This window comes from Nocardia blacklockiae (assembly GCF_015477355.1).
Classification (GTDB): domain Bacteria; phylum Actinomycetota; class Actinomycetes; order Mycobacteriales; family Mycobacteriaceae; genus Nocardia; species Nocardia blacklockiae.
Genome location: NZ_JADLRJ010000007.1, coordinates 253,722 through 266,421, shown reverse-complemented (window position 1 = coordinate 266,421; position 12,700 = coordinate 253,722). Strand labels below are relative to the sequence as shown.

Genomic DNA, 12,700 nt, shown 5'->3' with positions numbered 1-12,700 from the left:
GACGATCACGCCGCCTTGTCGCCACGAGCCGGACGCGAGGCACCGACCTCGTTCGGCGGCACCTTCGCCCCCGAGTTATCGCCCACGATCCCCGACGCCCGGACCGTCCAGCCCAGCGTCTTGAACTCCCCCTGACCCGTGACCTTCGGCTGAAGCGTCACGTTCTCCAGCTCCACCGCCCGCATCCCCGGCAGCACCTCCGGAGACGACGGCACCGGAGCCACCTCCGCCAGGAAGATCACCTGAATGCTCGACTTCTTCGGGTTCGTCTCCGCCGGATTCGTGCAGGTGGCCTTCCACTGCCGCATCCCCGTCACGGGATCGACCTTCTGCCGCGCCGGAGCGTTGCGATTCTGGTTGTACTCCGTGTCCGGCTCGATCTCCCCCACCAGCACGAGCCCCTTCTCGAACGCCTCGTTGAACGCGACGTTGAAGCGCAGATCCTTGAGAGCCATTTCGGAATCTCCTTCTGTGTCCGGATTTCGCAACTCGCCCGGTCTCGATGCCGTGGCGATAGCTTCATCGTATACGTAGTTACGTATACGCACAAGGAGTTTGCGTATACGAAGACTGGACAGAGCAAACCCGCTGGTGGTGGCCACTTTCCGGTTGTTCGTATACGCACCTTCGTATACGCTGATTTCCACTCCTGGCGCAGCCGATCAGGGGCACAGACAGCCGGTCGCCCAAGGTGCGGCCCAATGAACATGAAGAAGGTGTGCGCGATGAGGTTTCGCCCTACTGCGCTCGCGTGGATCGACCCGGAAGTGAGCGCAGCACCGGAGTGGGATTCCAGGCAGGTGCGCCGGTTGGCCAGGCGTTTGGGTTACGCCTTGATATGGCCGGATGGAGCACTGATTCCTCTGGCCGACCAGGTCCGGGCCGCCGATGTCGATGCCGTGATCGTTCCGTCGACATCCCATCTGAGTCCGATCATGTTGAACAGCCTCATGGACTTGGCCGACGTCGAGGCAGTCATACCGCGCCTGTCGTTCTCGCGATGGGCGACCTCTGCGGGGCGAGGGAGCGGACAGTGAGCGTCTGGAGTGCACTCGGGATCCTGCTCGCGGCGATCGGCGCGTCGGTGGCCGTGTACTGCCTTATTACGTACTGGCCGGAACGAAGGCCGAAGGATGGTCCCGAGGAGTCTGATACGCATTCGAATAAGTCGATATATTGACACCCACCCACACACTCAATTGCGTATACGAAGTAAGGTACAATCGACGTGATTGTCACACGCGCGATCGACGAATCGAAGGGATTGTACCCAATGGCGGAACCGGCCTACGTATCTATTGCAGGCGAATACGCCCGTCGAATCCGCTCCGGGGAATTGCCGCCAGGAACGCAGCTTCCGAGCTATTCGGAGATTGCATCCCGAAACGAAGTTTCGGATATCGTCGTCCGGAAAGCGCTCGATCTGTTGCAAAGCCAGGGACTCGTACGTTCGGTACGTCGCCGCGGTGTGTTCGTTGCGGATCGCCCAAATCTGATCCGGATTTCACCCGAGCGTCAAATGGAGGACCCAGAAGTGACCTTCGGAAACGAGTCGGAGAGCACTGTCCAGGTAGCTCGAACCACTTCGCGCGTCCCCGCCTCCGAACAAGTAGCCGAACTACTCCGTGTCCCGGTCGGGACGGAGGTCACCTACATCATCACACGGGCGACTGACGCTGGGCGACCGATCTCGATATCGGACTCGTACCAGCCGATCGACGTCGAAGGCACCGCAGACGCCGCTACCCTGGAAGAGACGGTTGCAGACCGCATCCCGGTCGCATCCCACGCAGAATGGTTGCAGACAACGCCCGGAGATATCGTCAAAACCGTTCATCAACGGTTTGTCACATCCAAAGGGCGTGTCATTATGATATCGGACGTTTCGTATCCGCGAGATCGATACGACGCCTTTGTATTCAGAATGAATCTCAAACCAGGGTCTTGAACCTATCGGTTCCAGGAATGTAGCGAGGCCCCCGATCACACTTTGCGATCGGGGGCGATTTCATTTCCGAACCCACGCTTGAGCGCGGTCCGACAGATTCCACCACGAGACAAACCCGGGGTCTTCGGAACTCAGGGTCCATCGGTCCGCGAGCGCATCGAAGAAAGCGTTGTCTCCGGTCTTTCCGCCTTTCTGTTCGCCGATGTAGACCAATCGCTCACCGTCAGCAGCCTCGAAAGCCGCGAGTGCTTCGGAGGCCATTGTGTTTCCCCAGCCCGGAGGCCAGCAAAGGAACAGCACGTCCGACTCGTTCGCGGATCGTGTCGCGTACGCTTCGAGGTCATCGACAGTGGCCCATACGTCCAGTTGGCCAACCGCCTGTCCGAACGACGCGTTCTCGGTGCTGTCCGGCGGCTCGGAGTCGTACGCATCGACTTCCAACCCGGCATTGACCAGCTGCGCAGCCCAGTAACCGCGGCCCGCTCCGAGTTCGACAACCGGATGCCCGGCGCAGAACTCGCTTAGCCAGCCGATAGTTTCCGGTGAAGGGATCGCGTAGGCGTACGCGGCTTGCAGAATGGTCTGAGCGAAGCCGAGACGCGCGCTGCCCTGCGTGCGCCCGCCGTTCACAACGCGGCGTCCCTCATGTTCGAACACCGAGGGTGCCACGATGTCCCAGTAGGGATTCGTGCTGACCGTCGACCCGCCGGTCATGTAGTGAACGAACCGCAGATCGAACGCGGCATCGGCGCGATCGTCGTCCGTGCCGGGGAGCATCGGCGCCGTATCGAGGTATTCGGCCACCTTGGGGTATTCCGTCCGCAGACGTTGCTCGTCGCCCAGTAACCCGGCTAGTTCTTCACGACGGTCCGCCGTCAGCGCAAGCTCAGCCATGCTCCAAGTCTGGCCTGCCGCAAGCTGTTTCGGCGAGCTAATGCACTCACCTGCATAGGTCGTTGCCGAATTCAGCTCTACAGGATCAAGGGCGGCGCTGGCGCGCCGCCGAGCGGCGCCGCCACGCGGCGCCGCGCAACCGCCGGCCTACGCAAGCTCCGGCAGGCGGGCCCGTCGGGCGCGTCGGCGCCGCTTTGGCGACGTGGCAGAACGCCGACCATTCCTGTCTGAGCACTTCTTGCATCACCGAGCAGTGCTGGGCGCGACGCCAGCCGTACCCGACCGACCTCCCGCAGTCGATCCCGAAACCGCCGGATCTCCACCAGGTCGACTGCTTGTCGTCACCCTTCCGCTAGACCGTCTTCAGCAGCTCGAAGCCGCGCCTCCGCGGCTTCGTATTCAGCCTTGGCCTCGGCCAACGCGGCCTTCGCACGCTGATGGTCGGCGTGTGATGAAGCAAGGGCCTCGTGCTTCTCGGTCAGGTTGTCGATTATCGCGCCAGCCTTTTCCACGATATCCAGGCGCCCCAGCTCGTTCGCTCTGGCAATCGTCTTGCGCGCGTCAGCGATAAGGCGCTCCGTCTCACCGCTGTTCAGCATGGCCTCGCTTGTAGCAAGGGTCTCTTCGCTAGTCGGGTTCTCATCCGAATCGTTGGACATGCGAAGCCACGCTACTTATGCGCAACCGGTCTCAATAGGGACGAAGGACCTGCGGTACGACATGAGCAAACCCCCACCTTCCTCGCGGCCTGATGGTCTCGCTCCAGCCGACCGAGTCAAGGACCACCTTCGGTGTCCGCTACGCGGTGCCCATGGGCATCCTTGACACGGCCGACTTCCACTGAGGATGGCCAGTATGAGGAAGGACGGGGAAGAGACGTCGGCGATGGATAGACGACCTATCCCCTGTCCAGTCCCCAAGACAGCAACTCTGCGGCGTGTCTTCGAACAAACGTTCCCCGCTTGCTCATCATCGATGCCATGAACGAATACCGCAGTGGAAGCATCGACGTCTACGTTCCGCGCAGCCTCGGCAGCGACGGCAACGCAATCGCGAACTACATCACGAAGTTCGTCGAGGATGAGCTGGCAAAAACGAACGAGTGGCCCGTGAAGATCGACTTTCGTTCGGGCTACGGAGTCCCCGAACGTCCGGATGTCATGCGTTGGCGGGTCCGGTACACGACGGGTGCGTTTGGACACCGCACCTGGTGAGGCTCCTCAAGAGGATCCCGGCAAACTACACCTTTGTGACTCACAAGATGTTGTGTTGCAAGAGTTGTCGGGCCCTAGGTGTAGTGTCTACGGCTAGCCAGAACGAGCCTCGACCGAGGCATCCGGCACGAGGCCCGTTCCAGGGTTTGCACTTGGCGGTGTGCACCCAGAACATACCTCACCTAGCCTGCCCCGATCCGACATCGGGGAAGCTGCCGGACAAATTCTGGCTGTTAGGAGGCGTGTCCAATGGCGACGCGCAAACGGTATTGGGTTGTTCCCAATGACGGGAACTGGTCCGTCAAGCACGAGGGGCGCGTCCTCTCGAACCACTACACGAAGTCCGCGGCTGTCGACGCCGGGCGCAAGGTTGCTGTGGCTAACCAGCCCAGTCAGCTGACGATCCTGCGCCAGGACGGGACGATCGAGACCGAGTACACGTACGGTTCTGATCCGTATCCGCCGAAGGGCTAGACGGTAACCAACTAGGCGGCCGTGCTCCCCGACTCTCGTAGCCGGGGAGCAACGGTCGAGACTTCGTCCGCAGTTGGTCCGCAGTGGTGCGCAACCTGCCCGATTCCTGCCAACGATCCCAACACGGAGATTCGCAGGTCAGGCAGGTGCAGCCACGGAGGCCAACCACGGCCAACGAACCCAAACGCCGAGAGCGACAAACTCAAAAACCGTTGTCCTCACGGACGTGTGGGTTCGAGTCCCACACTCGGCACCAATGCGAGTCTCGCATCGAACCGGTCCTCCTCCTGTTCCGTACTTCCCTGTGACGGCAATTCCGACGGTCGTCGAGTGGAGGTCGCGCATGCCGGTGAATCGGCTTACGGCCGACCTGTCCGAGTATCCGGATCTGGTCGTCATCTATCTGGGGATGCGGGTGCACAGGCCGCGGGGGGTGATTCGGCTGCTCGGGTTGGGGCCGAAACTGTATCGGTCGCACCGGGATCGGCCCGACGGGCTGCTGTTGCACGAGGATGTGATCTGGTCGCTGTTTCCGCCGCACTGGGGGGCGCGGCAGTATTGGCGTGATCTCGACAGTCTGGAGCGGTGGACTCGGTCGGAGCCGCATCGCCAGTGGTGGCAGCGCTTTCTGAAGGATTCCGGGGGCACCGGGTTCTGGCACGAGGCGTATTTCCTGCGCGGCGGCATCGACACCATGTACGACGACATGACCACCCCGACCGGGCTGGCGCGGGTGGCGCCGACCGTCGCCATGCGCGGGCGGCTGTTCTCCGCGCGCGGCCGGGTGCACGACATGACGCCGAAGGTGGCGCCGGTCGTCCGGGAGAATTCGTATTATCCGAACGATCCCGAATGAAAGTATTCCGGCGATCTTTCCGCACGGCGTCGCCCCGGCGAACGACATCGACCGACCCGCTACGCCGGGATGAACATCCGACGAAATAAGCGGATTTCGGACTTCGCATACTATTGGTTTCGTTTTCGGCGCTCTACCGTACCCGATATGCACGTCCTGTTCGTCTGCAACGGCAATGTGTGCCGGTCGGTCATCGCCGAGCGGCTCACGCGCGCCCTCGCCGCCGAATACGGACTCGACCTGACCGCGGAGAGCGCGGGCACCCGCGCGCTCGTCGGCTTCGGCGTGGATCCCATTGCCGCCGAGACGATCAGCGGCCTCGGCGCCGACCCGCGGAATTTCAAGGCCCGTAAACTGAAACCCGCCTTGGCCGATCGCGCCGATCTGGTGCTCGCGATGACCGAGCAGATCCGCGACGAAATCGTCGCGCTGGCGCCCGCCGCCGCACCGCGCACCTTCACATTGCTCGAGGCATATCGCATCGCGAAGGTCAGCGGCGCGCGCACCGTCGCCGAAATAGACCGCGCGCGAGACGATCTCGCCCTGGTGGGCCGGGAGAACATCGCCGATCCGGTCGGCTTGTCGGCGCGGAAATACTGTGAGGTCGGCGATACCATCGCCGAGGCGCTGGTGCCGTTGCTGCTGGCCCTGCACACCCACCGCGCCCGGAACATCGACCCGAACGGCAGACCACGCCTGGTGCTGTTACCGGGCGGCCGGCGCGGCGGGCCTCCGCCGGTGTCCGGCGACCGCCTCGGCCGGCGCGCCTGAGTTCGGCGAAAACGCCGAACACGCACGCGTCCTCCCCATTTCCCGCACGCAGGGACTACACTCCCCGCCGGATACTCTCCCACCGAAGGTCGACACAAGAACAGGAACTCAGACATGCCGAAACGCATTTCGGATGTTTCGCTCCATGTTTATGTGACACCCGAAACACTCGATCGAATCGTGACGACCGTGCGCCGCGTGGTGGACGACCACGTCGGCGACAGCGACGTGTTCGCCTGGCGCTTCACCCTGCCCGTCGACCCCGACCAGGCAGCACACGGCCTGCTCGAAACCCAGTGGCTACTGGACCATCCCGGCGCCGACCCGAGCGACCGCCGCACCTACGAGATCGCGCTCAGCCTGGTCGGTGACCAGAGCCTGCTCACCGAGGCGAACCTGAGCACCCTCGAACAGCAACTGATGCAGAGCATTTCGGGCGCGAACGCGGTGCCCTATTCCATCCACGCGCTCCAGCGCGAGAGCTTCGACCTGGAAGAGAATCGCGAACTGATCTGACCCGGCGGGTCAGCGGCGCGGCGGGAAGTGGCGGATGATGCCCTCCTGCACCACCGTCGCGAGCAATTCCCCCGCGCGCGAATAGAAGTGGCCGGTGGCCAGCCCGCGCGACCCGGCCGCGACGGGCGACTGCGTCGCGTACAGCGCCCACTCGTCGAACCGGAACGGGCGGTGGAACCAGATCGAGTGGTTCACCGTCGCCGCGACGATGCGGTCGAAACCCCACGACAGCCCGTGCGTGGTGATGATCGAGTCGAGCACCGTGGTGTCCGACGAATAACCCAGCGTCGCAACGTGAATCAGCGGATCGTCGGGCAGCGTGCCGTCGGCGCGCATCCACACCCGGTTGTAGTCGAGGGTGCCGCCGGTGCCCTTGAGGATCCACGCCGGATCGTTGGTGTAGCGCATGTCGATCGGGTGCGGCGCCTGCACGAACATCTGCAGCCGGTCCTCGAGCCCCGCGAAGGACTCCTCGACGCGGGGCAGGCCGTCGGGATCGGGCACCTGCGGCAGCGGCGCGGCGTGCTCCAGGCCCTTGGCCCAGTCCTGGAAGGCCGCCAGCATGACGAACAGTTCCTGATCGTCCTGCAGGGCGGTGACGGTCCGATTCGCGAACGAGCGGCCGTCGCGGTGGCGTTCCACCCGGTACTCGATCGGCTTCTTCACGTCACCGCCGCGCACGAAGTGGGCGTTGACCGCGTGCACCGGGCGTCCCGGTCCGACCGTGCGGCCGGCGGCGACGATGGCCTGCGCCACCAGCTGCCCGCCGAAGGTCCGGCTCCACACCTTCTCCGGGTGCTGCCCGACGAAGACGTCCTCGCCGGTCTGCTCCAGATCGAGCAGCCCGAGCAGCACGCCCAGGTCGCCGCCCCGCGCGGTGTCGGCCGATTCGCCCAGCGATGCACTCACCTCAGTGATCCTCCTCGCCGATCCGATGCACGTGGATGAGGTTGGTGGAACCGATTGTGCCAGGCGGGGATCCGGCCACGATCACCACCAGGTCGCCCTTGGCGTACCGGTTCAGCGACAGCAGCTCCTTGTCGACCTGGCCGATCATCTCGTCGGTGGTGCCGACCGGCGGCACGATGAAGGTCTCCACGCCCCAGGTCAGCGCGAGCTGGCTGCGCACCTCCGGCAGGGGGGTGAACGCCAGCAGCGGCAGCGTGGTGTGCAGCCGGGCCAGGCGGCGCACCGTGTCGCCGGATTGGGTGAACGCCACCAGCGCCTTGGCGTTGAGGCGCTCGCCGATGTCGCGGGCGGCGTAGGAGATGACGCCGCGCTTGGTGCGCGGCACGTGCGTCAACGGCGGCACCTGCGCGGAGGACTCGGACTCCACGGCGTGCACGATGCGCGCCATCGTGCGGACCGTGTCGATCGGGTACTCGCCGACCGAGGTCTCACCCGAGAGCATCACCGCGTCGGCGCCGTCGAGCACCGCGTTCGCGACGTCGGACGCCTCGGCGCGGGTGGGCCGGGAGTTGGTGATCATCGACTCCAGCATCTGGGTGGCGACGATGACGGGTTTGGCGTTCTCGCGGGCCATCTGGATGGCGCGCTTCTGCACCAGCGGCACCTGCTCGAGCGGCAGCTCCACGCCGAGGTCACCGCGGGCGACCATGATCGCGTCGAAGGCCAGCACGATCGCCTCGAGGTTGTCGATGGCCTCCGGCTTCTCCAGCTTGCCGATCACCGGCACGCGGCGGCCGACGCGGTCCATCACGTCGTGCACCAGCTCCACGTCGGACGGGGAGCGCACGAACGACAGCGCGATGAAGTCGACGCCGAGCTTCAGGGCGAATTCCAGATCGGCGATGTCCTTGTCCGACAACGCCGGAACCGACACGTCCATGCCGGGCAGCGACACACCCTTGTTGTTCGAGACCGGGCCGCCCTCGGTGACCCGGCACACCACGTCGTTGCCGTCGACGCGGACCACGGTCAGGCCGACCTTGCCGTCGTCGACGAGCAGCCGGTCGCCGGGCTTGGCGTCCTCGGCCAGCTGCGCGTAGGTGGTGGAGACGCGGTCGTGGGTGCCCTCCACGTCGTCGACCGTGATGCGCACCTCCTCCCCCGTCGCCCAGGTGGTCTTGCCCTCGATGAACCTGCCGAGCCGGATCTTCGGCCCCTGCAGATCGGCGAGAATGCCTACGGCGCGGCCCAGTCGGTCCGCGGCCTTCCTGACCTTCTGGTAGTTCTCAGCATGATCGGAGTGCTCGCCATGGCTGAAGTTCAACCGGGCCACGTCCATGCCGCTTTCGACGAGTTCGCGGATCCGGTCCTCGGAGGCGGTAGCCGGCCCGAGGGTGCAAACAATTTTTGTTCGTCGCATCACGAGTCGAGCCTAGTCCTGCCGCCCGGCGTCCGCTGACTGGGCATACCCTCCGCTATCAATCCCCCGAAACATGACGCCCGTCACCGTGCGACATGCCGCGCCAGGCGCGTTTCCAGGCGTGTTTGGGCAAATCCGAGTATCAAGCAGATGACCCAGTAGTAGACCGCCGCGACCCCGTACAGAGCGAAGAAATCGAACGTCGGCGCGGCGGCGAGTTGCGCGGTCCGCAACAACTCGGTAACCAAGATCGTGGATGCCAGCGAGGTGTCCTTCACCAACGAGATCAGCGTGTTGGACAGCGGCGGCACCGCGATCCGCGCGGCCTGCGGCAGGATGATCGAACTCAGCGTCTGCGGGTAGGACAGGCCCAGCGCCTGCGACGCCTCCCACTGCCCCTCGGCGACCGAGAGGATCGCCGCGCGGATCACCTCGGCCGCGTAGCCGCCGACATTGAGGCTGAACGCGATCACGGCAGCCGGGAACGGGTCGATCACGATGTTCAGCTGCGGCAGCGCGTAGAAGACGATGAACAGCTGCACCAGCAGCGGGGTGCCGCGAATGATCGAGATGTAGAAGCGCGCCGCCGCCGAGACCGGCCACAGCTTCGACATCCGCGCCAGCGCCACGAACAGCGCCAGCACCAGGCCGATGACGAAACTGATCGCGGTGAGCGGCAGCGTCTCGGTGACGGTCGCCGCCAGCATCGGCTGGAGGTTGTGGCGGATCAGCTCCCAGGTGGCGGAGTCCATGCGTTATTTGCTGACGTCGGTTCCGAAGTACTTGTCGGAGATCCGCGCGAGGGTGCCGTCGGTGCGCAGGGCGTCCAGGGCACCGTTGATCTCGGAGGTCAGGCCGGTGGAATCCTTGCGGGCGGCGAACGCCTGGTGGCTGGTCTCGCCCGTCTTGGCCGACACCTTGACGCTGGTGTCGCCGGTGGTCTTGGTGTACTCGCCGACGGCGAGGGTGTCGTTGACCGTCGCGTCGACGCGGCCGTTCTTCAACAGCTGGATGGCCTGCACGAAGCCCTCCACGGCCTCCACCTTGCAGCCCGCGCCGGACGCCACCTTGCTCCAGTTGCTGGTCGAGGACTGCGCGCAGACCTTGCCGTTCAGGTCGGCGAGGGTGGCGACGCCCGCCTTGTCGGCGCGGGTGACGATCACGCCGTCGGAGGTGGTGTAGGGCTGCGACAGCGAATACTTCTGCTCGCGATCGGCATTCACCGTGACCTGGTTGGCGACCAGGTCGAAGCGCTTGGATTCCAGGCCCGCGAAGATCGCGTCCCACGGCGTCTGCACGAACTCGACCTTCTTGCCGAGCTTGTCGGCGACGGCCTGCACCACCTCGATGTCGTAGCCGGTGAGTTTCCCGTCCGGGCCCTGGAAGCTGAACGGGGCGTAGGTGCCCTCGGTGCCCACCTTCAGCACGTTCGGGTCACTGCTGCCGCAGCCGGCGGTGAGCCCGGTGGCGGCGGCGATGGCGAGCACAGCGGCGAACAGCTTGCGGCGCAATGGTGTACCTCTCCAGCGGGCGCGGATGGCTCGCGCACGACACACAGAACCGGCACAGCGTACGACATGGGGCGATGCCGACACAGCATTACGCTCACGGCGAGCCGAAGGGGGCGGGGGCCATTCCCGTCATCCCGGCGAGCGCCCGTGCCCGCTATCCCGGTGTGCCGCATTTCCGTTATCCCGGCGCGTACACACATTCCCCGCTCTCCCAGCACGGGCCCACATTCCCGTCATCCCGGCACGCTTTCGGCCGGGATGACGGGAGGCGCTCCGGGTCAGTTCTCCTGGAGCGGGCGGCCGTACTGGTCGCGCACCTTGCCCGTGAGGATCATGATGCCGTCGATGAGCGGCCAGATGCCGCCGATGCCGCAGGTCAGCCACGTGACGGCGATCTGGCCGACGGCCATGCCCGGGTAGCCCAGGTAGAAGCGGCCGACGCCGAAGCTGCCGAGGAAGATCTGCAGCAGGCCCGCCACCATCTTCGACTTGTCCGAATACGGCTCGCCGTACATGTTGCGGCCGAACGGGGCCTCCGGGTCCATGCCGGGCGCGCCGTAGGGTGCGGGCGGGTAGCCGCCGGGCTGGCCGTAGGGCTGCTGCTGGCCGTACTGCGGTTGCCCGTACTGCGGCTGGCCGTAGGGGTTCGGCTGGCCGTACGCGTCCACGGGCGGCTGCTGCTGGCCCATGGGCTGCCCCATGCCCGGCCCGGTCCCGGGCGCGCCGTACTGCGGCCCGTATCCCGGCTGCTGCTGGTAGGGGTCGGTCACTCAATTCCTCCTAGCTCGCTCGGGCCCGCCCTTACCGGCCCGGTCTCCCCGCCCCGCCGCGCTGTTGCCGCGGACCGGACTCAATTCTTGCCCGACTCGGCCGATTTCGTCGCGTCGCGCGCTGCGGAGTCTGCCGCATCTTCCGGATTATCGGTAGCCGAGGCGTTTTCGTTGCCGTCCCCGGGAGATTCCGGCTCGCTCTCCGAAACAGCCTCGGCCCCAGTACCGGACTTGCTCTCGGACGGAGCCTCCCCGGCCGCGGACTTGTCTTCTGTGGCGGTAGCGGACCGGCTCTCCTCGGTCGCGGCTGTGTCCTCAGTGACGGACTTGCCCTGGGTGGCGGATGCCTCATCGAGAGCCGTTGCGCCCCCGGACGCGGATTCTCCTGCGGTACCCGCCGGTTTCGCCGACGCGTCGTCGTCGGCCGTCTCGGCGAGCACCGAGTCCGCCTCGCCCACACCGGTTTCCGATCGGGCTCCCGCCTGACGCAGTGCGCCGATCTGCCACGGCCACGGCCGGTCCGCGCCGGGCTGCAGTTGCGCGGCCGCTTCCCGTCCCTTGGTGGCGAGCAGGAAATACGCGAGGGCGCAGAGGAATACGACCGCCGAGGTGAACGAGTTGATGCGGATGCCCGCGATGTGGGTGGCCTCGTCGTCGCGCAGCAACTCCACCCAGAACCGGCCGAAGCAGTAGAGCGCGACGTACAGCGCGAACAGCCGGCCGTGGCCGAGCCGGAAGCGCTTGTCCACCCAGAACAGCACCAGCACGCCGATCAGGTTCCACACCAGCTCGTAGAGGAAGGTCGGCTGCACCACCTTCTCCACCACGCCGGTGGACACGCCGTTCATCATGTCCAGCTGACCGTCGGAGTCGAAGCGCAGGTAGATCTCCAGGCCCCACGGCAGGTCGGTGGCGCGGCCGTACAGCTCCTGGTTGAAGTAGTTGCCGAGCCGGCCGATCGCCTGCGCCAGCAGGATCGCCGGGGCGATCGCATCACCCAAGGCGGGCAACGGAATTCGATACACCCGGCACCCGATCCAGGCCCCGACGCCGCCGAGCAGCACCGCGCCCCAGATCCCGAGACCGCCCTCCCAGATCTTGAGGGCGTTCATCGGATGGCCGCCGTCGCCGAAATACTTCTGCCAATCCGTGGCGACGTGGTAGAGCCGCCCGCCCACCAGCCCGAACGGCACCGCGAACATCGCCACGTCCAGCACCGCGCCCGCCGGCCCCCCACGCTCGCGCCACCGCCGCTCCCCCCACCAGATCGCGACGATGATGCCGACGATGATGCACAGCGCATACGCGCGCAGCGGAAACCCCCCGATGTACCACACTCCCCGCGGCGGACTGGGAATCGCGGCCAACACCGCCACCCCACCCTGCGAAACGACACTGTCTGCCAGGACTGCAAAAG

At 65.5% G+C, this 12,700-nt stretch carries 15 protein-coding genes and 1 pseudogene; 7 read left to right on the top strand and 9 right to left on the bottom strand.

Annotation, left to right across the window (positions count from 1 at the left end):
* Positions 1-5 precede the first annotated feature (5 nt).
* Positions 6-455, bottom strand: coding sequence for a hypothetical protein (locus IU476_RS22695; RefSeq protein ID WP_195103184.1), 450 nt, complete (start codon positions 453-455; stop codon positions 6-8).
* Between the two features lie 246 nt (positions 456-701).
* Here IU476_RS22695 and IU476_RS22690 point away from each other — a divergent pair, with 246 nt between their 5' ends.
* Positions 702-1,037, top strand: coding sequence for a hypothetical protein (locus IU476_RS22690; protein ID WP_228824104.1), 336 nt, complete (start codon positions 702-704; stop codon positions 1,035-1,037).
* 191 nt (positions 1,038-1,228) lie between these two features.
* Complete coding sequence (locus tag IU476_RS22685) at positions 1,229-1,948, top strand: GntR family transcriptional regulator (RefSeq protein WP_324194200.1); 720 nt, start codon at positions 1,229-1,231, stop codon at positions 1,946-1,948.
* 60 nt (positions 1,949-2,008) lie between these two features.
* On the opposite strand, the gene IU476_RS22680 is transcribed toward IU476_RS22685, so the two are convergent.
* Positions 2,009-2,842, bottom strand: coding sequence for a hypothetical protein (locus tag IU476_RS22680; protein ID WP_195103183.1), 834 nt, complete (start codon positions 2,840-2,842; stop codon positions 2,009-2,011).
* A 341-nt stretch (positions 2,843-3,183) separates the two neighbouring features.
* Positions 3,184-3,501: a hypothetical protein gene (locus IU476_RS22675; RefSeq protein ID WP_195103182.1), complete on the bottom strand. Its 318-nt coding sequence runs from the start codon at positions 3,499-3,501 to the stop codon at positions 3,184-3,186.
* A gap of 303 nt (positions 3,502-3,804) precedes the next feature.
* Here IU476_RS22675 and IU476_RS22670 point away from each other — a divergent pair, with 303 nt between their 5' ends.
* The 5 genes from IU476_RS22670 (at position 3,805) to IU476_RS22650 (ending at position 6,673) form a co-directional block, all read left to right on the top strand.
* Complete coding sequence (locus tag IU476_RS22670; protein WP_195103181.1) at positions 3,805-4,056, top strand: hypothetical protein; 252 nt, start codon at positions 3,805-3,807, stop codon at positions 4,054-4,056.
* A 249-nt stretch (positions 4,057-4,305) separates the two neighbouring features.
* A complete protein-coding gene (locus IU476_RS22665) occupies positions 4,306-4,530 on the top strand; it encodes a DUF2188 domain-containing protein (RefSeq protein WP_195103180.1) in 225 nt (74 codons plus the stop codon).
* Positions 4,531-4,873: 343 nt separating this feature from the next.
* Positions 4,874-5,386, top strand: coding sequence for a phenylacetaldoxime dehydratase family protein (locus IU476_RS22660; RefSeq protein WP_195103177.1), 513 nt, complete (start codon positions 4,874-4,876; stop codon positions 5,384-5,386).
* Positions 5,387-5,533: 147 nt separating this feature from the next.
* Positions 5,534-6,157, top strand: a complete 624-nt coding sequence (locus IU476_RS22655; protein ID WP_195103175.1) for an arsenate reductase/protein-tyrosine-phosphatase family protein — start codon at positions 5,534-5,536, stop codon at positions 6,155-6,157.
* 180 nt (positions 6,158-6,337) lie between these two features.
* Complete coding sequence (locus tag IU476_RS22650) at positions 6,338-6,673, top strand: hypothetical protein (protein ID WP_324194199.1); 336 nt, start codon at positions 6,338-6,340, stop codon at positions 6,671-6,673.
* 9 nt (positions 6,674-6,682) lie between these two features.
* On the opposite strand, the gene IU476_RS22645 is transcribed toward IU476_RS22650, so the two are convergent.
* The 6 genes and pseudogenes from IU476_RS22645 to lgt form a co-directional block, all read right to left on the bottom strand.
* Positions 6,683-7,582, bottom strand: a complete 900-nt coding sequence (locus IU476_RS22645; RefSeq protein ID WP_195103171.1) for an acyl-CoA thioesterase — start codon at positions 7,580-7,582, stop codon at positions 6,683-6,685.
* 1 nt (position 7,583) lies between these two features.
* Entirely contained in the window at positions 7,584-9,005 is a 1,422-nt protein-coding gene (gene pyk, locus IU476_RS22640) for a pyruvate kinase (protein WP_195103169.1), read from the bottom strand.
* An 80-nt stretch (positions 9,006-9,085) separates the two neighbouring features.
* Positions 9,086-9,754 (bottom strand): amino acid ABC transporter permease, encoded by a 669-nt coding sequence (locus tag IU476_RS22635; RefSeq protein WP_195103168.1) that lies wholly within the window; start codon positions 9,752-9,754, stop codon positions 9,086-9,088.
* 3 nt (positions 9,755-9,757) lie between these two features.
* Complete coding sequence (locus IU476_RS22630) at positions 9,758-10,513, bottom strand: transporter substrate-binding domain-containing protein (protein WP_195103165.1); 756 nt, start codon at positions 10,511-10,513, stop codon at positions 9,758-9,760.
* A 278-nt stretch (positions 10,514-10,791) separates the two neighbouring features.
* Positions 10,792-11,283: a TM2 domain-containing protein gene (locus tag IU476_RS37110; RefSeq protein WP_324194198.1), complete on the bottom strand. Its 492-nt coding sequence runs from the start codon at positions 11,281-11,283 to the stop codon at positions 10,792-10,794.
* Positions 11,284-11,821: 538 nt separating this feature from the next.
* Positions 11,822-12,659 (bottom strand): annotated as a pseudogene (gene lgt, locus IU476_RS22620) (prolipoprotein diacylglyceryl transferase); the annotation flags it as partial.
* Between the last annotated feature and the right edge of the window lie 41 nt (positions 12,660-12,700).

Coding starts and splice junctions, on each gene's coding strand:
- IU476_RS22695 (WP_195103184.1), bottom strand. CDS start 455: ATGGCTCTCAAGGATCTGCGCTTCAACGTCGCGTTCAACGAGGCGTTC.
- IU476_RS22690 (WP_228824104.1), top strand. CDS start 702: ATGAACATGAAGAAGGTGTGCGCGATGAGGTTTCGCCCTACTGCGCTC.
- IU476_RS22680 (WP_195103183.1), bottom strand. CDS start 2,842: ATGGCTGAGCTTGCGCTGACGGCGGACCGTCGTGAAGAACTAGCCGGG.
- IU476_RS22675 (WP_195103182.1), bottom strand. CDS start 3,501: ATGTCCAACGATTCGGATGAGAACCCGACTAGCGAAGAGACCCTTGCT.
- IU476_RS22665 (WP_195103180.1), top strand. CDS start 4,306: ATGGCGACGCGCAAACGGTATTGGGTTGTTCCCAATGACGGGAACTGG.
- IU476_RS22660 (WP_195103177.1), top strand. CDS start 4,874: ATGCCGGTGAATCGGCTTACGGCCGACCTGTCCGAGTATCCGGATCTG.
- IU476_RS22655 (WP_195103175.1), top strand. CDS start 5,534: ATGCACGTCCTGTTCGTCTGCAACGGCAATGTGTGCCGGTCGGTCATC.
- IU476_RS22635 (WP_195103168.1), bottom strand. CDS start 9,754: ATGGACTCCGCCACCTGGGAGCTGATCCGCCACAACCTCCAGCCGATG.